Consider the following 21,371-nt stretch of genomic DNA (forward strand, 5'->3'; position numbering starts at 1 on the left):
TACGGCGGATGTCGGTGACAGGTCCGGTGAGCCGGGCCAACGAAATAATCAGGGCGTGGTTTCAGCCGCCGGTGTCGCGTTCAGTGACGGGGCCTCACTGGCCGTAGCCTCCTTGCTCGGCTCCGGCTCCGGGCTGCGCGACGGCGGGACCGTCGTCGCGGAGACCGACGGGCTCGGAACCGCGGTCGCGGACGGCTGAGCGGTCGGGGCGGCCGATCCGGGCGCCGACACCCGCACCGACGGCGACGGTGACGACGACGGCCGGTGTGCCGCCGGGGCCTTCGAAGGCGAATGAGCGACCGAGGGTACGACCTGGGGCGCGCTCGCCGGCGCGGGCGGCGGGGTGGTCGGCGCGCCGGGCGAGTTGACCAACGTGACCCCCAGGCTGCCCGACACCGCGAAGAACGCCCCCATGGCCGACGCGGCCAGCGCGCTCGCCACGGCCGACGCGGCCAGTACCCGACGCGGCTTGCGAAGCTGGGACCACACCGTCTCCTGCGGCGGCAGCGCCCGCTCGGAGCGGCCGGCGGGCGGCACTCCGGAGTCGGCGACCGGGGCCGGGCCGAAGGCGGGCACCCGGTTGAAGACGACGGTGGCGGCGGGGTCGAACGGTACGGTCGCGGCGGGGTCGAACGGTACGGTCACCGCGGGGTCGAACGGCGCCGTGTGACCGGGGGTGAAGGCGACCGTGGTGGCGGGGTCGAAGCTGACCGGCGCGCTCGCGCCGTCGAAGCCGATCGGCCTGCTCACACCGTTCGAGCCGGTCGCGGTACGGCCGGCCCGCGGTCCGGCGCCTCCCGTGGCCCCGGCGCCGCCCCTGGGCTCGGTTCCGGCCTTGGGGCGGTGGCGGAGGTCGTAACGAACCGACCGCCACGCGCCCATGACCTCCCGGCGGAGTCTGTCCCAGGGCTTCACGTCGCTGTCCCTTTCCATGCCGTCCGCCGGTTCGGGACCGGCGGCCGGCGGTTCGTGCGGTGCGGATTGCGCGGGTTTATTGGATCTACACCCGCCGGGCGTGGCAGGGTGAAGGGGTGACCGATCACGCCGTGGAACCGGCCCGTTGGCTGGCGCTGCCGGACATCGCCGAGCGTCTGGGAATTCCGATCACCAGGGTGCACCAGCTGCTGCGCGACAACGCGCTCATCGCCGTGCGGCGTGACGGCGTGCTGCGTGTGCCTGAGGAGTTGGTGGCTGGCGACACCGTGCTGAAGCACCTTCCCGGAGTACTCACGTTGCTGCGTGACGCCGGGTATAACGACGAAGAGGCGCTCAGGTGGCTGTACACGGCCGACGAGACGCTTCCCGGGACCCCGGCGAACGCGCTGTCGAGCGGGCGGGCCACCGAGGTCAAGCGCCGCGCCCAGGCGCTGGGCTTCTGACCGGCCGGCCGGGGTGCGTCACCTCGTCTATCTCGGTGTGCTTCTCGGCTGCCTGGCCGGGGCGCTCTGGCTGGAGCCCGTCCTGCGGGTGGGCGTACTGCGCCGGTGGCGCCGGCTGCTGCTGACGCTGCTGCCCGTGGTCGTCGTGTTCACGGCCTGGGACCTCGCCGCGATCGCGGCCGGTCACTGGAGCTTCGACCCGGGCCAGACCACCGGCGTCCGGTTGCCGGGGCGGCTGCCGCTGGAGGAGCTGCTCTTCTTCGTGGTCGTACCGGTCTGCGCGGTGCTCGGCTTCGAAGCGGTCCGTACCGTGCTGGCCCGCCGGAGGTCCCGGTGACCTACACCGTCGCCGCAGGGCTCGGCGTCCTCGGCGCGCTCGTCGTCGACCTCGTGCTCCTGCGTACCCGGCTGGTGACCCGGCTGGTGTTCTGGGCCACGTACCCGATCATTGTCGGGTTTCAGCTGCTGTCCAACGGGGTGCTGACCGGGCTGCAGGTGGTCCGCTACAACCCGGCGACGATCCTCGGCCCACGGATCGCGTACGCGCCGGTGGAGGACCTCGCGTTCGGGTTCGCCCTGGTGCTCACATCGCTGTCGGTGTGGGTGTGGCTGGGGCGCCACGACCCGAGGTGACGCTTATCCGTCACATTCCTTGACCACGTAGAGCGACGTCCGGGGTTCCGGCTCCGGTGGCCCGGCCGGTTGCTCGACGGCGGCCGGTACCGGCAGGTGTCTGTCCTGTCTACGGCGCCACCAGCGGCGAATCCGGATCAGCATCGTGCCGACCTCCTCGGTGCGGGTCACGTGGTCAGCATCCGGGGGCGCGCATCGACGCACAACGTTTCATTGTGAAGCGCGGTGTGTCAGGATCAGACATGGACGCTGATAGATTCAAGGTCCCTGGTCGGCGTCCCGGCGTGGAACACTCTTCCCGCGGAGGACGGCATGCCGATCTCGGGTTCGACGCTCGTCCGGCGCCAGTTGGGCCGGCGGTTGCGACGCCTGCGCGAGGCGGCCGGCAAGTCCGAACGTGACGTCGAGACCGCCAAGCTGTTGAGCCGCACCAAGCTGTGGCGCATCGAGAGCGGCAAGACGGCGATCAAGGTCGCCGACGTGCGGGCGCTCTGCTGGCTGTACGGCGCTGACGCGCCCACCACCGACGCCCTCGCCGGGCTGGCGGTCGGCACGACCGAGCAGGGCTGGTGGGAGGATTACCGCGAGGCGGTCCCGGACTGGTTCGGCCTGTACATCGGCCTTGAAGCCGCGGCGAGCGAGATCCGGATCTACGACCCCGAACTGGTCCACGGCCTGCTCCAGACCCCCGCGTACGTGCGGGCGCTGTGGGAGGCCGGTGCGGGCGACCGCAGCGAGCAGGCCGTCCAGGGACAGATCAACCTGCGGATGCAACGCCAGCGGAGCATCCGCGACCGCGTCCCGCCGTTGCGGGTCGCCGTGGTCCTCGGCGCGGGCGTCCTGGCCCGGTCGGTCGGCGGCGCGCAGGTGATGGCCGAGCAGGTTGACCGGCTGTGTGAGCTGTCCAAGCTCGACCACATCGACATCCGGGTGCTGACCTGGGACGCCGGCGCGCACGCCGCGATGCACACCGGCGCGTTCACCATCCTCGACTTCGACGATCCGGACGACCCCGCAGTGGTGTACCTGGAGACGCACACCGGCGCCCGGTATCTGGAGAGGCCCGAGGAACTGGACCAGTACCGCAGGATCTTCGACCTGATCTGCGTGAAGGCAGTCCCTATCGAGGAGTACGTACCATGAGCACCGATACCCCGTGGTTCAAGTCCACCCGATCCGGCAGCAACGGTGGGCAGTGTGTCGAGGTCCGCCGGCACGACGGTGCGATCCAGGTCCGCGACAGCAAGGCCGAGGGCACCGGCCCCGTCCTGACGTTCAGCCGGGACGAGTGGGAGGCGTTCATCGAGGGCGCCCGCAGGGGCGAATTCGACCTCTCATGATCGTGGAGACTTTTCCGTGTCCCGGCACGGAAAAGTCTCCACGATCATGGATGGTTCAGATTCAGGTCAGCCGGTGCGTCGCGGCGGCCGCGAGCTGCCTGAGCGCCTCGGCGCCCTCGGGCTGTAGCGACACGGCGTCCAGCGCCGCCAGCGCCGACCGGGTCAGCTCGGCGATGCGCTCCTCGGTGCGGTCCAGCGCCCCGGTCGCGGTGATGATGTCGCGCAACCGGCGGATGCCCGCCTCGTCGAGGTGCGGGTCGCCCAGCCCCTCCCGTAGCTGGCGGGCCTGCTGCTCATCGGCCGCCTCGAACGCGGCCGCCACCAGGTAGGTGCGCTTGCCCTCCCGGAGGTCGTCACCGGCGGGCTTCCCGGTCACCGCCGAGTGGCCGAAGACCCCGAGTACGTCGTCGCGCAACTGGAAGGCCTCGCCCAGCGGCAGACCGAACGCCGAATACGCCCGAATGATCTCCGCGGGCGCGTCGGCGAACGCCGCGCCGAGCAGCAGCGGCCGCTCCACGGTGTACTTCGCCGACTTGTACCGGGCCACCAGCCCCGCCCGCTGCAGGGACGTGTCGCCGGCCACCTGGGTGTGGATGTCGAGGTACTGGCCGACGGTCACCTCGGTGCGCATGTCGTCGAACACGCCACGGGCCCGGGCCAGGGTCTGCGGGTCCAGCCCGCTGGTGTGCAGCAACTGGTCCGACCAGACCAGGCACAGGTCGCCGAGCAGGATCGCCGAGGCGGTGCCGAACCCGGTCGGCTCGCCCAGCCACTTCGACCTGCGGTGCAGCGACTCGAAGCGCCGGTGCACGGCGGGCTCGCCGCGTCGCGTGTCGGAGGCGTCCATCACGTCGTCGTGCATCAGCGCGCTGGCCTGGACGAACTCCAGCGCCGCCGCACCGGCCACGACCTCGTCGCGGTCGACCCCGCCGGCGGCCCGGTAGCCCCAGTACGCGAACGCCGGCCGCAGCCGCTTGCCGCCGCCGAGCACGAACTTCTCGATGGCGTCGGCGATCGGCACCAGCGCCTCATCGATCGTTGTCAGCTGCTCACGCCGCCGGGCCAGGAACGCGGCGAGGGCGGAGTCCACCCGGGTGCGCAGGCCGGCCTGGTCCAACACAGACGCCGTCACGAGACCCGAACCTAGTCTCACCCGGCAAGCGCCCCGGCAGCACCCCCCGGAGCAGCGGGAAGGTAGCGGGCCGCGGACCGGTACAGCTCCGCGTACTCGCGGACGGCCGGGACCGCGCGCAGCGGGCGCAGCCGCGGATGAAGCGCGGTCAGCTGGCGCGCGGCGCGGACCGAGCCGACGCGTACGGTCTCCAGCAGCGCCGCCCGTGCGGTCGCGCACGCGCCGTCGACCTCACCGGTGTCCAGCTGTACGCCCGCGAGCCAGCCGGCGTACAGCGCCCAGGCCCGCAGCCGGATCCGGCGATCGGCGAGCGCGGCGCGCAGCAGCGGCTCGGCCAGCCGGGGGCGACCCGCCGCCGCGTAGCAGCGACCGGCCATCGCGGTCAGCTCGGCGTCGTCGAACCAGTACGCCCAGGCGGGGTCGCGCGCGGGGTCACGCCGCTCGAACGCGCGCTCCGCCCCGGCGAGGGACTCCTCACAGGCGCGGCGCTGCCCGGCGCGGGCGGCGGCGAACGCGATGCGGTGCAGCAGCAGCGCCCGGACCGTGGCCGATGCCGCCGAGCGACCCAGCCGATAGCCGCGTCGGGCCAGCTCGAGTGGATCGGACCCGTCCGGCGTGCCGAGGTGGGCGAGCGTGGTGAGCAGGTGGCCCAGCAGGGGACAGTCCTCCGCGGCGGTGGCCGCCGCGACGCCGATCCGGTGTGCCCGCCGGGCCCGTCCGGGCGCACCCGCGTCGGCAGCGACCCAGCAGGCGAGCTGGGCCAGCTCGGCGACGACCGGGAGCAGGCGGCGCCGCTGCCGCTCGGTCAGGCCGTCCGCGCGCAGCACCTGGAGCGCGGCCGCGAGCTCCCGTTCGGTCAGCCGGCTCAGGTCGGCGCCACCCACGAGGTCGTCCATCCGCCGCAGCGCCGCGACGCGGGCGGCGAGGACGGACGTGTCGACGCGGGTGGCGAGGACGGACGTGTCGACGCGGGTGGCGAGGACGGACGTGTCGACGCGGGTGGCCAGGACGGACGTGTCGACGCTGGCGGCCAGGATGGTCACGTCGCGGGCGGCCAGCACGGCGTCACCGTTGGCCGGCATGGATCGCCACGGCGGCACCTCGTCCGGCAGCGGTGGGCCGGGGAGCGCGTCGCGTCTGGCCCGGGCGAGCGCGGCGGCGCGCTCCAGGTCGTCGAGCGGCGCCTCGAGCACCGCGGCCAGCCAGACCAGCCAGCGCTGGCTCGGGATGCGCTCCTCCCGCTCCCACCGGGAGACCTCGTGGCGGGTCAACGTCGGCACGCCGGATGCGGCGCACAACAGCTCCGCCAGCCTCAGCTGCGAGCGGCCCGACGCCAGCCGGAGCCGTACGAGCAACGCTCCGATCGACTCCGATCCGGCTTCCGGATCGAAGTCCCGTCGCGACGGCGTCATCGAGCAACCTCCGTACGGTTGACGCCTCCTGCGGTCGCGACCCCCGATGTGGTGAAGACCCCCGTGCCGACAGTGGTACCGCACGGGTACGACGGTTCGGCGCGGCAGAACAAGATCCCGCTCGGGTCTGCGTTGTCGGGGTCTCGGGGCGGTCGAGGCATGAATAACGCAGACCCGAGCCGGATCTTGGACGCGGCGGAGATCACCAGACCGGTACGCGGCGGAGATCACGTGGCCATTTGTCGAGATGTGGACGCTGAAGACGCGGCCACCTGGGTACAGTCCCAGCCGTGGCTCTCGGACTTCCCTCGGTGATGCCGGATGACAGACCGTCGATCGGCGACCTGGTGCGCACGTCCGGGCCGACGTTCTCGTTCGAGTTCTTCCCGCCCAAGACCGCTGACGGCGAGCGCCTGCTCTGGCAGGCCATCCGCGAGCTGGAGCCGCTGAAGCCGTCCTTCGTGTCGATCACCTACGGCGCCGGCGGCTCCACCCGCGACACCACCATCTCGGTGACCGGACGGATCGCCACCGAGACCACGCTGCTGCCCATGGCGCACCTCACCGCCGTCAACCACTCGGTCGCCGAGCTGCGCCGGGTCATCGGCAACTACGCCGAGGTCGGCATCCACAACATGCTCGTGCTGCGCGGCGACCCGCCCGGCGACCCGCAGGCGGAGTGGGTGGCGCACCCCGACGGCTTCAGCCACGCCGACGAGCTGGTCCGGCTCGTCCGCGACAGCGGCGACTTCTGCGTCGGGGTGGCGGCGTTCCCGGAGAAGCACCCGCGCTCACCCGACCTCGACACCGACGTGGACAACTTCGTCCGCAAGTGCCGCGCCGGCGCCGACTTCGCCATCACACAGTTCTTCTTCCGCTGGGAGGACTGGGCCCGGTTCCGCGACAAGGTGGCGGCGCGCGGCTGCGACGTGCCGATCATCCCCGGCGTGATGCCGGTGACCAACGTCAAGAGCATCGAGACGATGGCGAAGCTGTCCGGCGCGGCGTTCCCGGCGGACCTCGCCGAGCGGCTGCACGCGGTCGCCGACGACCCCGCCGCGGTTCGCGCGATCGGCGTCGAGGTGGCCACTGACTTGAGCGCCCGGCTGCTGGCCGAGGGCGCGCCGGGCATCCACTTCATCACCCTCAACCGGTCGACCGCCACCCGGGAGGTCTGGCACAACCTGGGGGTGTACACCCCGACCCGATGCTGACCTGGGAGCAGTACGCGGCCGGTTGGCGCGAACTGCACGGCGGGTACGACCCGCACACCGGTTCGGCGTTCGTACGCGGCTGGCTGCGGCTGGCGTACCTGCTCGGCCGGGCGGCGGCCCGGGTCGGCGCCACCCCGGGGGTCGTGACGGGCATCGGGCTGGCGCTGTCGGTGGGCGTACCGGTGGCGGCCCGGCTGCCGCTGCTGGCGGCCCTCCTGGTCGTACTGTCGGCCGTCGCGGACACGATCGACGGCGCGGTCGCGGTGTTGACCGGCCGGGCTTCGCGCGCCGGTCAGGTGTACGACAGCCTCGCCGACCGGGTCGGCGAAGCGTGTTGGCTGGTGGCGCTGGGTGTGCTCGGCGTGCCGGCGTGGCTGCTGCTCGGCTGCGGCGGGTGCGCCTGGCTGCACGAGTACGTGCGGGCGCGGGCGACCGCGGCGGGCATGAACGAGATCGGGGTGGTCACCGTCGCGGAGCGACCGACCCGGATAATCCTGGCCGTGGCGGCGCTCGTCGCCGCCGGTACGGTCGGGGGAGCGGCGGCGACCGCGGTCACGGCCGTCTGGACGGCGCTGACGGTGGTCGGCTTCGCCCAGCTGATGCTGACCGTGCGCGCAAGACTGCGCTGACTGGCCGTTCGCGCAAGACTGCGCTGACTGGCCGTTCGCGCGAGGCTACGGTGACTGGCCGTTCGCGCAAGACTGCGCTGACTGGCCGTTCGCGCGAGGCTACGCCGACCCGATCTGCCCGGCGACGATCTTCGCCGACAGCATGACCATCGGCAACCCACCGCCGGGGTGCACCGATCCGCCGACGAGGAACAGGCCGCGGACCGGTCCCCGGTTGCCGGGCCGGCGCAGGCCGGTGAGCCCGTGGACCGGCGTACCGTAGATCGCCCCGCCCGGCGAGGCGGTCGCGACCTGGAGATCGGCCGGCGTGAGCACCTTGCGGAACAGCACCCGGTCGCGCACCTCCACGCCGCGGGCGGCGAGCACGTCGAGGATCCGGTTGGCGTACCCCTGGGCCAGCTCCGGCACCGTCCAGTCGACCCCCGCCGCGTTGTCGCCGTGCGGCGGCGCGTTGACCAGGACGAACCACGCCTCGTGGCCGTCGGGGCGCACCAGCGGATCGTCCGCGACGGTGACGAAGACCGCGGGGTCGCGGGCCGGCCTGGCCACCACACCCCGGCGCGGGTGGCCGAACACGTCGTCGAACTCGGCGTCGTAGTCGTCGGGCAACAGCACCGTATGGTGGGCCAGCCCCGGCGTACGCCCCTGCACACCGAGCAGCAGGACGAAGCCGGCGAGGCTGCGCTCCCGCAGCCGGGCCGCACGGCGCCGGTCGGGCAGCAGGTCGCGGTACACCTCGAGGGCGTCGGTGTTGGCCACGACCACGTCGGCGGGCACGAACGTGCCGCCGGCGAGCCGTACCCCGTGCACCCGCCCGCCGGCGGCCTCGATCTCCACCACACGGGTGCCGGTACGTACCCGGACCCCGAGCGAGTCGCAGCGGGCCAGCAGGGCGTCGGCGAGGGTGGCGAGGCCGCCGCGCAGGTACCAGCCGCCGTAGCGCATCTCGGCGTAAGGGATCGCCAGCAGCGCGGCCGGGGCCCGCCGCGGATCGGCGCCCGAGTAGGTGGCGTACCGCTCCAGCAGCGTGCGCATCCTCGGATCGGACAGGTACCGGCGGGCCACCCCGCGGATGGTCTGCCCGGGGCCGACCGCGCTGAGGTCGCCGATCCGCCAGGCCAGTGTGGACAGTGCGAGCGTCGAGTGGGCGGGGACGGTGAGCACGTGCCGCCAGGACGTCTCCCACACCCGTTCGGCGCGCCGCCACAGCTGCCGCCATTCGCGGGCCGACTGTTCTCCGACCGCGGCGGCGATGCGGTCGGTGAACGTGGTCTGGTCGGCGGACGAGTCGAGCACGGTGCCGTCGGCGAAGCGGTGGCGCACGATCGGGTCGAGCCCGACGAACTGGCCGGCCAGGTCGTCGCCGAGCAGTTCGGTCACGACCTGGGGCAGGGTGAGCAGGCTGGGGCCGGTGTCGAAGCGGAAGGCGCCCGCGCGGGTGGTGTGCTCGTACCGGCCGAGCTTGCCGCCCACGACGCCGGCGCGCTCGTACACCGTGACGCGGTGCCCGGCCGTGGCGAGCCGCAGTGCGGCGGACAGGCCGCCGACGCCCGCACCGATCACGACGACTTCGCTCATGGGGTCCCCTCGTGGGCCTCCACCGGACGGTTTTTCCAGGTCAGTGTGCCGTGGCGGCGGCGCCGAAACGAGACCCCCAGCAGGATCGCGAAGGTAACGATCGCGGCGGGGTGGGCCAGCGCGACCGGGAACGGCCGGCCGCCGGTGGCGCGGGCGGCGACGACCCGGCCGGCGACGCCGCACAGGTAGCCGGCGAGCCCCGCCGTTCGCACCGCTGCCGGGCCGGTCAGCAGCAGCGCGAACGGCAGCACGTACAGCGCGATGAGCATCGCCACGACCGCCGCGGCGGCGCCCGGCGAGCCGAACGACGCCCACAGCGACTTGCCGTACCCGTCGGCGAGCTCCCGCCAGGACGCGTACATGCGGCACGTCGCGAGCGCCGATCCGTCCGCGAGCGCGATCCGCCCCCCGGCCCGCTTGACCGCCCGGGCCAGCTCGATGTCTTCGAGTACCCGGTCGCGCACCGCCGCATGGCCGCCGGCCCGCGCGTACGTGTCCGCCCGGACGGCGAGGAACTGGCCCCCGGCGGCGGCGAGCGACGGCCGACGCGAGCGTTCCATCGCCCGCAGCGGCAGGAACGTCAACCACGACCACTGCAGCAGCTGCTGCACCAGCGGCTGGCCGAGGATCTTCGGGTACGGGGAGACGAGGTCGAAGCTGTCGCCTCCGGCGACCTTGTCGACGTCGTCCAGCAGCGCGACGGCGGCGGCCACGGCGTGCGGGGCGAGCACCACGTCGGCGTCGACGAACACCAGGACCTCGGCGGCGGTGGCGGCGGCGAGCTGCGCGCAGGCGTACGGCTTGCCCAGCCAGCCGGCCGGCAGCGGCGCACCGGTCAGCAGCCGGACGCGGTCGCCGCCGATCGCCCGGACCAGATCGGCGGTGCCGTCGCCGGAGCCGTCGTCGAGGACGACGATCTCCAGGTCCGGTACCCCCTGCTGGGCCAGCAGCGCCCGCAGGCACGGCTCCACCCGGTGCGCCTCGTCGCGTACCGGCAGCAGCACCGCGACCGGCCGGTCGACCGTGGGTGGCCGGGCCGGCGGCCGGCGTAGCAGCGCGGCGTTGACACCCGTGTGGACGGTCAGCGCGGCGACGACGGCCGTGACGGCCCAGGCGATCATGCGGAGATCCGCCGCTCTGCCCGCGCCTGCCGCGGCGCGGTGCGCGGGTACCGGTCGCGCAGCAGCGCCACCGCCAACGGCACCGCGACCAGTCCCATCCCGAGCCCACCCCACGCCGCCGACGCCGGCAGGTCCAGGAACACGGCGTGCGCGAGTACGCCCGAGGCGTACGTCCACAGGTACAGCGCGTACATCGGCGCGTCGGGCCCGGGGCGCCGGGTGTCCGGGACGGCGGCGAGCAGCGCCATCAGCGCGACCGCGACGACCAGCCAGCCCAGGTAGTTGGAGCGGGGCACGTCCGGCACGCCGGGCAGCGCCGGCCGGGGGGAGGCCCAGGTCCAGTACTTCTCGGCGACCATCTGCGGATCGAGGAACAGGTCCCACGCCGCCAGGCCGAGCCCGGCGACCGCCACCCGCGCGGCGACGCCACGCGCCAGTCGCCCCGCTGTCAGCCAGGCGGGCCACGCCATCCACGTCCAGGCGAGGGGGATCACCAGCGGCACCCCGAGCAGCTCGGCGCCCAGCGCGTCGCCGTAGCCGTACGCGCCGAACGGGACGCCGGTCGCCACCCCCAGCGCCTCGACGGCGAGCCCCCCGCCGCCCGCGACGGCCACCAGGGCGGCCGCGGCGCGCGGGCCGCGGCTGACCGCCGCGTGGGCGACCGAGACCGCGAACCCGATCAGCACGGTGGCGACGGTGAGGTGGGCCCGGGCCGGTCCGGACACCAGCGGGTACCCGATCTCGGCCAGGACCAGCGCCGCGAACGCCACCCAGACGAGCCGGTGTCTCATGCCGGTAGATGCCCGGGTGGCGGCATGATCAGCCCGAGGATCCCGAAGGCGCGGTCGTCGCCGGGGAAGTAGAAGTTACGCAGCACGTCGACGAAGCCGAAGCGGCGGTACAGTCGCCAGGCGCGGGAGACGTTCTCGTCGGCTTCCGGGGTCGACAGCAGGACGGTGCGGTGCGACAGGCCGGACAGCAGGGCGTCCAGTTGCCGCTGGCCGATGCCCTGCCCCTGCTCGCTCGGACGCACGTGCAGCTCCACCAGCTCGAAGCAGTCCGACATCCAGCCTTTGGCGTTGTCGCGGCGGAGCGACGCCCTGATCTGGTCGTGCCACCACTGGCCGGGCGTGGAGGTATAGCCGTACCCGAAGCCGAGCAACCCACCCCGGTCACCGAGGGTGGCGACGGCGCGGAAGCCCGGCCGGCCCGCGTGCGCCGCCACGTACCCGCGGCGGGTCTGCAGCAGGTCCGCGTGGTAGCCCATGGCCGAGCCGTACACCTCGATGACGTCGTCCAGCCGGTGCACCAGGTCGTCGGGCTGCCACGTCACGAGCCTCATCGCGGGTAGTCCTCTCCTTCCTTCCAGCCGAGCACGTCACGGTCGCCGTCGACGTGGAGCACCGTGAAGCGGGCGAACAGCTCTTCCGCGTACCACCGGCGTACGGGCGTCGCCGTGACCACCGCCCGGTGCTCCGTCCGACCGTACGCGAAGCCTGTGACGTCGGTGGCGGCGCGCCACACGCTGACCGTCCCTTGCCAGCCCAGCGGGGCCTCCCCGATGCCGAACGCGGCGAGCAGGCCGGGCGCGCCGGCGAGGGTCGCCTCGACGGCCGGGATCGCGCGCCAGAACGTGACCGCCCGCGTCGGCCGCAGCCGGGCCCGGGTGAGAACGAGAACAGGGCCGTCGGCGTGTCCGCCCGGCCCGGGGGCGTCTCCGTCCGGCCTGGCGGCGTCTCCGCCCGGCCGGTCGACACCGTCGGGCCCGCTCGGCCGGTCGACACCGTCGGGCCCGCTCGGCCGGTCGACACCGTCGGGCCCGCTCGGCCGGTCGACACCGTCGGGCCCGCTCGGCCGGTCGACATCGAACGGTGCGCGGCCGGCCCACACGCCACGGCTGCGAACCGCGCGCAGCGCGACCCGGCAGCGCGCCGTCGCGAGGGCGCCCCAGGCCCGGCCCACCGCCGAGTCGTCGAAGCGGCCGGCCGCGTCGGGGTCGTTCCAGGCGATGACGGCCGCCCACCGGGTCGGATCCGCGGCGCCGGGCCCGAAGCGCAGGTCGCGTCCGGTGCCGAGCAGCTTCGCGAACTCCACGCCCCTGGTACGGCGCAGCCGCTGACGGTCGGTCGCCATGCGCCACAGAGCCTGCGGCAGGGCGGTCTGCGGTACCCGCCAGACGTGGAGGGTGATCAGCCGACTCACGCCACCTCGGCGGGGGAGCCCGACGTGATCCGGACCAGTTCGGCGTACGTGATTCCGAAGACGGCCTGCGGGATCCCGCCGGCCGCCCATACCTCGTCGTAGCCTTCGAGCGTGGTGTCCACCAGGGTCCGGAGCTGCTTGGGGTGGCCGAGCGGGGCCACGCCGCCGATGACCTGCCCGGTGTGGGCGCGTACGAACTCCGGCGTGGCCCGGCGCACCCGCTGCGCGCCGATCAGGGCGCACACCTTCGCGGTGTCCACCCGGTGGGCGCCCGAGGTCAGGACGAGCAGCGGCTCGCCGTCGGCGTCGAAGATCAGGGAGTTGGCGATCTGGCCGACCTGTACGCCCAGCGCCGCCGCGGCCGCCGCTGCCGTGTGGACCGCGTCGGGCAGGACCCGCACCCGGCTCGGCCGGCCGGCGGCGTCGCGCGCCCCGGCGGCGTCGAGCGCGTCCTGTACCGCCTGCGCGTTGGGATGAAGCTGCATAGGTCCATCTTGGCCGATCATCCGGCGGGCGTCCGCCGTTTCACGTGGGCGGTATGTCGGGGAGCGTCTCCGACGTGGCCGTCCGGGCGGTCTCGGCGAGGATGACGCCGGTGAGGATGAGCGCGGCGCCCGTCAGCTGGACCGGGGTGAGCGCCTCGCCCAGCACGAGCCAGGCGACCGCGCCGGCGAACACCGGCTCGACCATGCCGATGATGCCGGCGCTGGTGGGCGGCAGGTGCCGCAGCGCGGCGGTGAGTAGCAGGTACGGTGCGATCGAGCCGAGGAGTACCACGTAGCAGCACAGCAGCCAGACGGGCACGCCGTCGCTGGTGGTGCCCAGCAGGTGGCCGGGGAAGCGCCACCACGGCCGGATGACCGCGCCCGCGACCGCCGCCGCGCCGTACGACAGGCAGGTCAGCGACAGCGGATCGCGGCGGGCCGCGCCGTGCCCGCCGATCACGTAGTAGACCGCGAGCATGGCGGCCGCCCCGAGGCCCGCGAGGATGCCGACGGAGTTCAGGCGCAGGTTGCCCCAGACCTCCGCGACGGCGGCCAGCCCCGCGAGGCTCAGGCCCAGCCCGATCCACAACCGCGGGCGTACGGACTGGCGCTGACCGAATCGGGCCCACAGCGCCACGAGCAGCGGCGCCGTGTACTCGAACAGCAGCGCGATGCCCACCGGCAGCCGGCTGATGGCGATGAAGTACAGCAGGGGCACGAGGGCGAACCCGGTCAGCCCGTACCCGAGCAGTACCGGCAGGTCGCGCCGGCTGAAGCGCAGGCTGCGGGGGTTGACCGCGAGGGTGAGGACGAGCAGGCCGACGAACGCGGCGGTGGCCCGCAGCGTGGTCAGCTGAAGCGGGTCCATTCCGGCGCGCATCACCAGCTTGGAGACGGTGCCGTTGATGGCGAACAGGGCCCCGGAGAGGACGACCATGACGGCGCCCAGGGCGGGACGGACCGCGCTTCGAGTACCGGTGGCGCTCGGCGCGGATCGGGTCGTCACGCGTCCCCGGCGGCGAGCGCCCGGGCCGGTGGGAGCAGGGCTGCGCCCGCCGACATCGTTACCTCCGCTACGTCATGTGATCTCTTGCGGTACCAGAGGTTAGCCCCCGGCGGGTCGACGGTCGTGTGCCGGTCCGCGGCGCGCCGATGATCACGCAGTAGCGCGCCGGGGCGGGCGGGGCGGGCGGGGCGCGGCGGCGAGCGGGGCGGGGCGCGGTGGGGTGCGGTGGGGCGCGGCGGCGAGCGCGGGCGCCCCGAGGCGGGCCAGCTCGGGTGGGAGCTCAAGATCCGTACAGTGTGGGCCAAACTGCGGTCACCGCGGCGCCGGAGACCGCAGTTACGGCGTAACTGCGCAGATCTTGAAGGCGGAGCGCGACCCGCGATCGGCACCGTTCGAACTTCTGTTCGAAATTTCTCCGCGAGCATTGAGTTTTTGTCGGGGGGCCGGTGTAGTCTTATCTCCAGTTCGAACACTCGTTCGATCATTCGGAAGGGGCGATTCGCGGCGCCCCTTCCGGGAGCGGTTCGCGACACCGCTCGAGGCCCGGTCATCGCGGGCCGGCCTCACAGCGGGGCCGCCAGCCGCCGCCCCCGACCCCCGGGCGGCGGCTGGCGGTCCGCTGGCCGGGCGTGGTGTGGGGAAGCGCCACGCCTGGCCGGCAACGCTGCTGCGTCTTCCTCCGCAGCGGCCTTCGACCACCATGCGCACCCGAGGGAGACCTGATGCCGACGACCCGACCCAAGCCCGTTCCCGGCCCCAGGTCCGTTACCGCCCAGGACGGGCGCCAGGAGCTCCCCGTCCCCGCACACGCGCTCCCTCACCGCACCCCTCGGGAGCTGCTCTCGCTCGCCCGGCAGGGGCTGGAAGAGGCGGGCGAGACCCGCAAGGACGGGCTGCGTTACGCCACCGCGCACCTCGCCGCGCTGCGCGCCGCCGCCGCCGTGCTCGCCGCCCGGGCCCGCCCGGCACCCGGCCGGCGCAGTCGTGTCACCAGCGTCTGGGAGTTGCTGGTCCTGGTCGCGCCGGAGCTGAGCGAGTGGGCTTCCTTCTTCGCTGCCGGAGCCCAGAAGCGGGCCGCCGCTGAGGCGGGCATCCCCCGGGTGGTCACCGCCCGGGAAGCCGACGACCTGATCCGCGCCGCCGAGCAGTTCATCGCGATCGTGGAGGTCGCGCTCGGCCTGTCCTACCAGTCGCTGTTGAACGGCGGCCGCCTGGCGAGCTGACGCCAGGGGCGCACACGACGACTCACATCACCGGGCTGGGGGCCCGGAGTAGGACATCAACGGGGGGAGAAGCGGGCGGTGGCCGGCTTGTCTACAGCAACGTCGCCGCACGCGCCGGCGGCATCCGACACGTCTGACGCACCTGACGTATCTGACGCGCCGAGATCGGTGATCCGGACGCCGGGCGACGTGAACCGGGCATTGGCCGACGTGACCCGGGCGCTGGGCGACCGCGCCGGCAAGGGGCTGGCCATCGTCCGGGCGGCCGCGCTGACCGGCACGGTTCGGCGGGCCAGCGACCACGCCGTCGACGCGCTCGGCAGTGAGCGGCTCCTTCCGGTCCTGCCCGAGTTACGGGCGCTGCTGCCCGGCAGAGGGCTGCGCCGCGGCGCCACCGTCGCGGTCGCCACCACAGCCGACGTCACGGACGCCCGGGCTGACGGCACCGCCCGGGCCGGCGGCACCGTCCAGGCTGACGGCACCGCCCGGGCCGGCGGCGCTCGGCAGACCCGGTCCATCGGCGCGACCTCCCTCCTGCTGGCGCTGCTGGCCGCTGCCTCGGGGGCCGGTTCGTGGTGCGCGGTCGTCGGCGTGCCCACGCTCGGCGCGGTCGCCGCCGCGGAGGCCGGTATCGCCCTCGACCGGCTGGCTCTCGTTCCGTATCCGGGGCCCGACTGGACCACGGTCGTCGCCGCGCTGCTCGACGGCGTCGACATCGTGGTGGCGGCGCCGCCCGGCCCGATCGCCCCGTCCACCGCGAGCCGGCTGGCCGCTCGGGCGAGGCAGCGCGGAAGCGTGCTCGTGTCCTACGGGCACCTGCCCGGCGCCGACATCACCTTCGACGCGGTACGCGGCGTCTGGTACGGGCTCGGCCGGGGCCGGGGCCGCCTGCGCTGCCGGCAGCTCACGATCATGGCGCGCGGTCGGGGCGCCGCCGCCGCGCCCAAGCGCACCGAGGTGTGGTGGCCGGCCCTTCAGCGATCGTGGACGGTGGACGGGCTGACAGCCCCGCCGACTGTCCACGATCGCGAGCGGGTCCTCGAGGCGACCGGGTAACCGGAGGTGCGGACGCTGGTGCTGTGGTGTCCGGACTGGCCGGTGATCGCCGCCGGAATCGTCGAAGGCGTGCCCGCGCACGGTCCGGTGGCCGTCCTGCACGCGGGCCGGGTGCTCGCCTGCTCGCCGGCCGCCCGCGCCGACGGGGTACGCCGGGGGCTGCGCAAGCGGGAGGCGCAGGGGCGCTGCCCGCGGCTGGTCGTCGTCGACCACGACGCCGGCCGGGACACGCGCGCGTTCGAGCCCGTACTGGCCGCGGTCGAACAGCTCGCCGCCGGGGTCGAGGTCGTCCGCCCCGGCGTGTGCGCGGTCGCCGCCCGCGGACCGGCCCGGTACTTCGGCAGTGAGGAGGCAGCCGCCGAGCTGCTGGTCGAGCACGTCGCGCAGGCGTGCGACGTGGAGGCGCAGGTCGGTATCGCCGACGGGGTGTTCGCCGCGACCCTCGCCGCGCGGGCCGGCCGGCTGATACCGCCCGACCGGACCACGTCGTTCCTCGCCGGCCTCGACGTCGGCGCGCTCGGCCGGCCCGCCCTGGTCGACCTGCTACGCCGGCTGGGCATCCGTACCCTCGGGGACTTCGCCGCGCTGCCGGCGGGCGACGTGCTCGCCCGGTTCGGGTTCGACGCGGCGCTGGCGCACCAGCTCGCGGCCGGTCGGGACGCCCACCCGCTCGCCCCCCGCCAACCGCCACCCGACCTGGACGTGACGCAGGAGTTCGACGAGCCGGTCGACCGGGTCGACGCCGCCGCGTTCGCCGCCCGGGCCCTCGCCGAGCAGCTGCACCAGCGCCTGGCCGGGCACGGGCTGGCCTGCACCCGCCTCGGGATCGAGGCGCGCACCGTGCACGGTGAGGAGCTGTACCGCACCTGGCGCCACGACGGGCTGCTGAGCGCCGCCGGCATCGCCGACCGGGTGCGCTGGCAGCTCGACGGCTGGCTCACCACCGCGGGAAAGCGTTCGGTGGCGACCTCGGCCCTCGTCTCGCTGCGGCTGGTCCCCGAGGGGGTGGTCGAGCACGCCGGGTTGCAGCTCGGGCTGTGGGGCGAGGCGGGCGAGGAGCGCGACCGGGCGCACCGCGCCCTGACCCGGGTCCAGGGGCTCATCGGGCCGGAGGCCGTCGTGCTCGCCGAGCTGGGAGGTGGCCGGTCGGCGGGAGGCCGGGTCCGGCTGGTGCCCTGGGGGGATGAGCGCAGCTCCGGTGAGTCCGATCAGCCGTGCTCCGGAGGCGGCTCTGGCGAGCCGCCGTGGCCGGGCCGGCTGCCGCCCCCGGCCCCCGCCACGATCCTGCCCGAGCCGCTGCCGGCCTGCGTCACCACCGCCGACGGGACGCCGGTCGGGGTCACCGGGCGGCTGGCCGTGACCGGTGAGCCGGCCCTGGTCACCGTCGGCGACGGCCGCCCGGTGGAGGTGTGGGGCTGGGCCGGCCCGTGGCCGGTCGACGAGCGCTGGTGGGCGCCGGACGAAGCCGACCGGCGGGTGCGCTTCCAGCTGCTGCTCTCCGACGGCCAGGCCTTCCTGATGTCGTTGTCCGGTGGCCGATGGGTACTGGAGGCCGTCTATGACTAGGAGCGGGTATGGGCTTCAACAACCCTGACGTGCCGTGGTCGCGGTTGGAGCGGGTCCTGTCCGGGCGGCCCGGTCCGCCGGTGATCGACCCGCTCGCGGTCGACGCCGACGGCGGGGACTCGCCGGCGTGGAGTCGCAAGCGCCCCGAATACAGTGCACCCCCGCTTACGCGCCGCGAGGACACCACCCCCTACGCCGAGCTGCACTGCCACACCAACTTCAGCTTCCTCGACGGTGCCAGCCACCCCGAAGAGCTGGTCGAGCAGGCGGCCCGGCTGGGCCTCGAAGCGGTGGCGATCACCGATCACGACGGGTTCTACGGCGTGGTTCGCTTCGCCGAGGCGGCCCGCGCCCTCGATCTGAAGACCATCTTCGGGGCGGAGCTGTCGCTGGACCTGCCCGGCCCGCCGCCGGGGTCCCCGCGGAAACGCGGAGCGTTTCCGCGGGGACGCAACGGCGTACCCGACCCGGTCGGCCGGCACCTGCTCGTCCTCGCCCGCGGGCCGGCCGGCTACGCGAAGCTGTCCCGGGTGATGTCCGAGGCGCACCTGCGGGGAGGGGAGAAAGGCCGCCCGGTCTACGACCTCGAAGAGGTCGCGGCCGAGTTACGTGACCACGTGCTCGTGCTCACCGGCTGCCGCAAGGGCCACGTACCGGCGGCGTTGCTCACCGAAGGGACAGCGGCTGCCGCGGCGCAACTGGACCGGTTGACCGCCCTGTTCGGCGCCGAGCACGTCGCCGTCGAGCTGACCCACCACGCCCACCCCGACGACGACGAGCGCAACGACGCCCTCGCCGCGCTCGCGAAGGATGCGGGGCTACCGACCGTGGCGACCAACAACGTGCACTACGCGACGCCCGGGCGCCGCCGCCTCGCCGCTGCCCTCGCCGCGGTCCGCGCCCGGCGCAGCCTCGACGAGATCGACGGCTGGCTGCCCGCCATGGGTACGGCCTACCTGCGCAGCGGTGCCGAGATGGCCGAGCGCTTCGCCGCCTACCCCGGAGCGGTCGAGCGCGCCGCCGCGTTCGGCCGTGAGCTGGCCTTCGACCTCAAGCTGGTGGCCCCGCGGCTGCCCGCCTACCCCGTACCCGAGCCCGGCCTGTCGGAGATGGACTGGCTGCGCCGCCTGACCATGGAAGGCGCGGCGCGCCGCTACGGCAGCCGGGAAGAACACCCCAAGGCGTACGAGCAGCTCACGTACGAGCTCGACATCATCGAAAAGCTCGACTTCCCCGGGTACTTCCTGATCGTCTACGACATCGTCGAGATCTGTCGCCGGTTCGACATCTTCTGTCAGGGGCGGGGCTCGGCGGCCAACTCGGCGGTCTGCTACGCGCTGGGCATCACCAACGTCGACGCGGTCGCGCACGGGCTGCTGTTCGAGCGGTTCCTGTCCGAGCAGCGCGACGGGCCGCCCGACATCGACGTCGACATCGAGTCCGACCGGCGTGAGGAGGTCATCCAGGAGGTCTACCGCAAGTACGGCCGGCACCACACGGCCCAGGTCGCCAACGTCATCTCCTACCGGCCGAAGTCGGCGGTGCGCGACGTCGCCAAGGCCTTCGGATACTCGCCGGGGCAGCAGGACGCGTGGAGCAAGCAGTTGGAGCGCTGGGGTGCGGTGGCCGACCACGAGGACATCCCGGCGCAGGTCGTCGAGTACGCCAATGAGCTGCTGACGTTCCCCCGGCACCTGGGGATCCACTCCGGCGGCATGGTCATCTGCGACCGGCCGGTGATCGAGGTCTGCCCGGTCGAGCCGGCCCGGATGGAGAACCGCACCGTCCTGCAGTGGGACAAGGACGACTGCGCGGCGGTGGGGCTGGTCAAGTTCGACCTGCTGGGGCTGGGCATGCTGTCGGCGCTGCACTACGCGTACGACATGATCGGCCTGCGCTGGGATCTGTCCACGATGGAACTGACCGACCCTGAGGTCTACGAGATGCTGTGCCGGGCCGACTCGGTCGGGGTGTTCCAGGTGGAGAGCCGGGCGCAGATGGCGACCCTGCCCCGGCTCAAGCCGAGGAAGTTCTACGACCTGGTGGTCGAGGTGGCGCTGATCAGGCCCGGCCCGATCCAGGGCGGCTCGGTGCACCCGTACATCCGGCGCGCCAACGGGCAGGAGCCCGTCACGTTCGCGCACCCGCTGCTGGAGAACGCGCTGGGCAAGACCCTGGGGGTGCCGCTGTTCCAGGAGCAGCTCATGCAGATGGCCATCGACGTGGCCGGGTTCACGCCGCGGGAGTCCGACGAGCTGCGCCGGGCCATGGGCTCCAAGCGCTCTCTTGAGCGGATGGCGGCCATCCGGGACCGGCTGTTCGCGGGCATGGCGGCCAACGACATCACCGGTGAGCTCGCCGAGGACCTGTACAACAAGCTCGCCGCGTTCGCCAACTACGGCTTCCCGGAAAGCCACGCGATGAGCTTCGCCTATCTGGTGTACGCGAGCGCCTGGCTCAAGCGGTACCACCCGGCGGCGTTCTGCGCGGCACTGCTCAACGCGCAGCCGATGGGCTTCTACTCACCGCAGTCCCTTGTGGACGACGCGCGCCGGCATGGGGTGACGGTCCGCCGGCCGGACGTCAATGCAAGCAACGCGAAGGCGGTGTTGGAGCCGCCGATAGCAGGGGAGACGCCGGGAAGGCGACCCCACCAGTGGGGCCGGGGCGGTCCGGTGGTTCGGCTGGGGCTGGAGTCCGTGCGTACCCTCGGGGCCGGCGTGGCCGAGCGCATCGAAGCGCGACGGGCCGACGGCGGCCCCTACCGCGACATGGCCGATCTGGCCCGGCGGGCGGAGCTGACCACCGCGCACCTGGAGGCCCTGGCGACGGCGGACGCGTTCGCGTGCTTCGGGCTGTCGCGGCGGGAGGCGCTGTGGGCGGCCGGCGCCGCCGCCCAGGAGAAACCGGACCGGCTGCCGGGGACGACGACCGGTATCGAGGCGCCGATGCTGCCCGGCATGGACGCCGTCGAGCGGATGATCGCCGACGTGTGGGCCACCGGGCTCGCGCCGGACGCGCACCCCGCCCAGTTCGCGCGCCCGTACCTGGATCGGATCGGAGCGGTGCCGATCGAGCGTCTGCCCACGATCGAACACGGCAGGCGGGTGTTCGTCGGCGGCCTCGTCACCCACCGGCAGCGCCCGGCGACCGCCGCCGGGGTCACCTTCATCAACCTCGAAGACGAGACCGGCATGCTCAACATCACCTGCTCACCGGGGCTGTGGAGCCGTTACCGGAAAACCGCGCGGACGTCGTCGGCGCTCGTCGTACGCGGAACCCTGGAGCGGGCCGAGGGTGTGGTCAACCTGCGCGCCGACCACCTGGCGCCGCTGACCCTGCCGGTGCGTCCCGGGTCGCGTGACTTTCGTTGAATCTTGGGGAGTTTGACATCG

21 protein-coding genes are annotated in these 21,371 nt (G+C 73.6%); 11 read left to right on the forward strand and 10 right to left on the reverse strand.

Features of this window, described 5'->3' with window-relative positions; genetic code table 11:
- Nucleotides 1–48: 48 nt before the first annotated feature.
- The gene (locus HC031_RS08415; protein ID WP_205862451.1) at nucleotides 49–750 is read right to left on the reverse strand and encodes a hypothetical protein; all 702 of its coding nucleotides are present in this window, start codon (nucleotides 748–750) and stop codon (nucleotides 49–51) included.
- Between the two features lie 281 nt (nucleotides 751–1,031).
- On the opposite strand from HC031_RS08415, the gene HC031_RS08420 reads away from it, so the two are divergent.
- From HC031_RS08420 to HC031_RS08440, 5 genes are all read left to right on the forward strand, one after another.
- Nucleotides 1,032–1,379, forward strand: coding sequence for an Rv2175c family DNA-binding protein (locus HC031_RS08420; protein ID WP_338090544.1), 348 nt, complete (start codon nucleotides 1,032–1,034; stop codon nucleotides 1,377–1,379).
- 13 nt (nucleotides 1,380–1,392) lie between these two features.
- Nucleotides 1,393–1,716: a lycopene cyclase domain-containing protein gene (locus HC031_RS08425; protein ID WP_167924641.1), complete on the forward strand. Its 324-nt coding sequence runs from the start codon at nucleotides 1,393–1,395 to the stop codon at nucleotides 1,714–1,716.
- Complete coding sequence (locus tag HC031_RS08430) at nucleotides 1,713–2,012, forward strand: lycopene cyclase domain-containing protein (RefSeq protein ID WP_167924642.1); 300 nt, start codon at nucleotides 1,713–1,715, stop codon at nucleotides 2,010–2,012. Before HC031_RS08425 ends, HC031_RS08430 begins: the two co-directional genes overlap by 4 nt.
- Before the next feature lie 312 nt (nucleotides 2,013–2,324).
- Complete coding sequence (locus tag HC031_RS08435; RefSeq protein ID WP_167924643.1) at nucleotides 2,325–3,155, forward strand: helix-turn-helix domain-containing protein; 831 nt, start codon at nucleotides 2,325–2,327, stop codon at nucleotides 3,153–3,155.
- The gene (locus tag HC031_RS08440) at nucleotides 3,152–3,352 is read left to right on the forward strand and encodes a DUF397 domain-containing protein (protein ID WP_167924644.1); all 201 of its coding nucleotides are present in this window, start codon (nucleotides 3,152–3,154) and stop codon (nucleotides 3,350–3,352) included. Before HC031_RS08435 ends, HC031_RS08440 begins: the two co-directional genes overlap by 4 nt.
- Nucleotides 3,353–3,413: 61 nt before the next feature.
- Here the strand turns inward: HC031_RS08440 and HC031_RS08445 are convergent, their stop codons facing one another.
- Both HC031_RS08445 and HC031_RS08450 read right to left on the reverse strand, forming a co-directional pair.
- Nucleotides 3,414–4,469 (reverse strand): polyprenyl synthetase family protein, encoded by a 1,056-nt coding sequence (locus tag HC031_RS08445; protein ID WP_167924869.1) that lies wholly within the window; start codon nucleotides 4,467–4,469, stop codon nucleotides 3,414–3,416.
- A 32-nt stretch (nucleotides 4,470–4,501) separates the two neighbouring features.
- The gene (locus HC031_RS08450; RefSeq protein WP_167924645.1) at nucleotides 4,502–5,896 is read right to left on the reverse strand and encodes a helix-turn-helix domain-containing protein; all 1,395 of its coding nucleotides are present in this window, start codon (nucleotides 5,894–5,896) and stop codon (nucleotides 4,502–4,504) included.
- A 290-nt stretch (nucleotides 5,897–6,186) separates the two neighbouring features.
- Here HC031_RS08450 and metF point away from each other — a divergent pair, with 290 nt between their 5' ends.
- Together metF and HC031_RS08460 are read left to right on the forward strand one after the other, a co-directional pair.
- Nucleotides 6,187–7,110 carry a methylenetetrahydrofolate reductase [NAD(P)H] gene (gene metF / locus HC031_RS08455; protein ID WP_167924646.1) on the forward strand — a complete coding sequence of 308 codons (924 nt, stop codon included), beginning with the start codon at nucleotides 6,187–6,189 and terminating at the stop codon, nucleotides 7,108–7,110.
- Nucleotides 7,104–7,739 (forward strand): CDP-alcohol phosphatidyltransferase family protein, encoded by a 636-nt coding sequence (locus HC031_RS08460; RefSeq protein ID WP_240942247.1) that lies wholly within the window; start codon nucleotides 7,104–7,106, stop codon nucleotides 7,737–7,739. The genes metF and HC031_RS08460 overlap by 7 nt, the downstream gene beginning before the upstream one ends.
- A gap of 99 nt (nucleotides 7,740–7,838) precedes the next feature.
- Here HC031_RS08460 and HC031_RS08465 read toward each other — a convergent pair whose 3' ends face one another.
- From HC031_RS08465 to HC031_RS08495, 7 genes are read right to left on the reverse strand one after another with little or no spacing between them, the layout of a single operon-like run.
- The gene (locus tag HC031_RS08465) at nucleotides 7,839–9,317 is read right to left on the reverse strand and encodes a phytoene desaturase family protein (protein WP_167924647.1); all 1,479 of its coding nucleotides are present in this window, start codon (nucleotides 9,315–9,317) and stop codon (nucleotides 7,839–7,841) included.
- Nucleotides 9,314–10,438: a glycosyltransferase family 2 protein gene (locus HC031_RS08470; protein ID WP_167924648.1), complete on the reverse strand. Its 1,125-nt coding sequence runs from the start codon at nucleotides 10,436–10,438 to the stop codon at nucleotides 9,314–9,316. The genes HC031_RS08465 and HC031_RS08470 overlap by 4 nt, the downstream gene beginning before the upstream one ends.
- Nucleotides 10,435–11,229: a carotenoid biosynthesis protein gene (locus tag HC031_RS08475; RefSeq protein WP_167924649.1), complete on the reverse strand. Its 795-nt coding sequence runs from the start codon at nucleotides 11,227–11,229 to the stop codon at nucleotides 10,435–10,437. Before HC031_RS08475 ends, HC031_RS08470 begins: the two co-directional genes overlap by 4 nt.
- Nucleotides 11,226–11,780 (reverse strand): GNAT family N-acetyltransferase, encoded by a 555-nt coding sequence (locus HC031_RS08480; protein ID WP_167924650.1) that lies wholly within the window; start codon nucleotides 11,778–11,780, stop codon nucleotides 11,226–11,228. Before HC031_RS08480 ends, HC031_RS08475 begins: the two co-directional genes overlap by 4 nt.
- Nucleotides 11,777–12,640, reverse strand: a complete 864-nt coding sequence (locus HC031_RS08485; RefSeq protein WP_167924651.1) for a monooxygenase — start codon at nucleotides 12,638–12,640, stop codon at nucleotides 11,777–11,779. Before HC031_RS08485 ends, HC031_RS08480 begins: the two co-directional genes overlap by 4 nt.
- A complete protein-coding gene (locus HC031_RS08490; RefSeq protein ID WP_167924652.1) occupies nucleotides 12,637–13,125 on the reverse strand; it encodes a YbaK/EbsC family protein in 489 nt (162 codons plus the stop codon). The genes HC031_RS08485 and HC031_RS08490 overlap by 4 nt, the downstream gene beginning before the upstream one ends.
- A gap of 40 nt (nucleotides 13,126–13,165) precedes the next feature.
- Nucleotides 13,166–14,131 (reverse strand): EamA family transporter, encoded by a 966-nt coding sequence (locus HC031_RS08495; protein ID WP_205862452.1) that lies wholly within the window; start codon nucleotides 14,129–14,131, stop codon nucleotides 13,166–13,168.
- A gap of 722 nt (nucleotides 14,132–14,853) precedes the next feature.
- Here HC031_RS08495 and HC031_RS08500 point away from each other — a divergent pair.
- The 4 genes from HC031_RS08500 to HC031_RS08515 all read left to right on the forward strand — a co-directional run bounded on the left by HC031_RS08500 (nucleotide 14,854) and on the right by HC031_RS08515 (nucleotide 21,350).
- Nucleotides 14,854–15,354: an SAV_6107 family HEPN domain-containing protein gene (locus HC031_RS08500; RefSeq protein WP_167924653.1), complete on the forward strand. Its 501-nt coding sequence runs from the start codon at nucleotides 14,854–14,856 to the stop codon at nucleotides 15,352–15,354.
- A 189-nt stretch (nucleotides 15,355–15,543) separates the two neighbouring features.
- A complete protein-coding gene (locus HC031_RS08505; protein WP_420813618.1) occupies nucleotides 15,544–16,410 on the forward strand; it encodes a hypothetical protein in 867 nt (288 codons plus the stop codon).
- Between the two features lie 6 nt (nucleotides 16,411–16,416).
- Nucleotides 16,417–17,976 (forward strand): DNA polymerase Y family protein, encoded by a 1,560-nt coding sequence (locus tag HC031_RS08510; protein ID WP_338090545.1) that lies wholly within the window; start codon nucleotides 16,417–16,419, stop codon nucleotides 17,974–17,976.
- Between the two features lie 8 nt (nucleotides 17,977–17,984).
- Nucleotides 17,985–21,350: an error-prone DNA polymerase gene (locus HC031_RS08515; RefSeq protein WP_167924654.1), complete on the forward strand. Its 3,366-nt coding sequence runs from the start codon at nucleotides 17,985–17,987 to the stop codon at nucleotides 21,348–21,350.
- Nucleotides 21,351–21,371 lie beyond the last annotated feature (21 nt).

The sequence above is a fragment of the Planosporangium thailandense genome (assembly GCF_011947195.1).
Classification (GTDB): Bacteria; Actinomycetota; Actinomycetes; order Mycobacteriales; family Micromonosporaceae; genus Planosporangium; species Planosporangium thailandense.

Bases quoted from the DNA above. Each gene is read 5' to 3' on its own strand.
- HC031_RS08435 (WP_167924643.1), top strand. From the start codon at position 2,325: ATGCCGATCTCGGGTTCGACGCTCGTCCGGCGCCAGTTGGGCCGGCGG.
- HC031_RS08440 (WP_167924644.1), top strand. From the start codon at position 3,152: ATGAGCACCGATACCCCGTGGTTCAAGTCCACCCGATCCGGCAGCAAC.
- HC031_RS08450 (WP_167924645.1), bottom strand. From the start codon at position 5,896: ATGACGCCGTCGCGACGGGACTTCGATCCGGAAGCCGGATCGGAGTCG.
- HC031_RS08460 (WP_240942247.1), top strand. From the start codon at position 7,104: ATGCTGACCTGGGAGCAGTACGCGGCCGGTTGGCGCGAACTGCACGGC.
- HC031_RS08465 (WP_167924647.1), bottom strand. From the start codon at position 9,317: ATGAGCGAAGTCGTCGTGATCGGTGCGGGCGTCGGCGGCCTGTCCGCC.
- HC031_RS08470 (WP_167924648.1), bottom strand. From the start codon at position 10,438: ATGATCGCCTGGGCCGTCACGGCCGTCGTCGCCGCGCTGACCGTCCAC.
- HC031_RS08475 (WP_167924649.1), bottom strand. From the start codon at position 11,229: ATGAGACACCGGCTCGTCTGGGTGGCGTTCGCGGCGCTGGTCCTGGCC.
- HC031_RS08480 (WP_167924650.1), bottom strand. From the start codon at position 11,780: ATGAGGCTCGTGACGTGGCAGCCCGACGACCTGGTGCACCGGCTGGAC.
- HC031_RS08490 (WP_167924652.1), bottom strand. From the start codon at position 13,125: ATGCAGCTTCATCCCAACGCGCAGGCGGTACAGGACGCGCTCGACGCC.
- HC031_RS08500 (WP_167924653.1), top strand. From the start codon at position 14,854: ATGCCGACGACCCGACCCAAGCCCGTTCCCGGCCCCAGGTCCGTTACC.
- HC031_RS08515 (WP_167924654.1), top strand. From the start codon at position 17,985: ATGGGCTTCAACAACCCTGACGTGCCGTGGTCGCGGTTGGAGCGGGTC.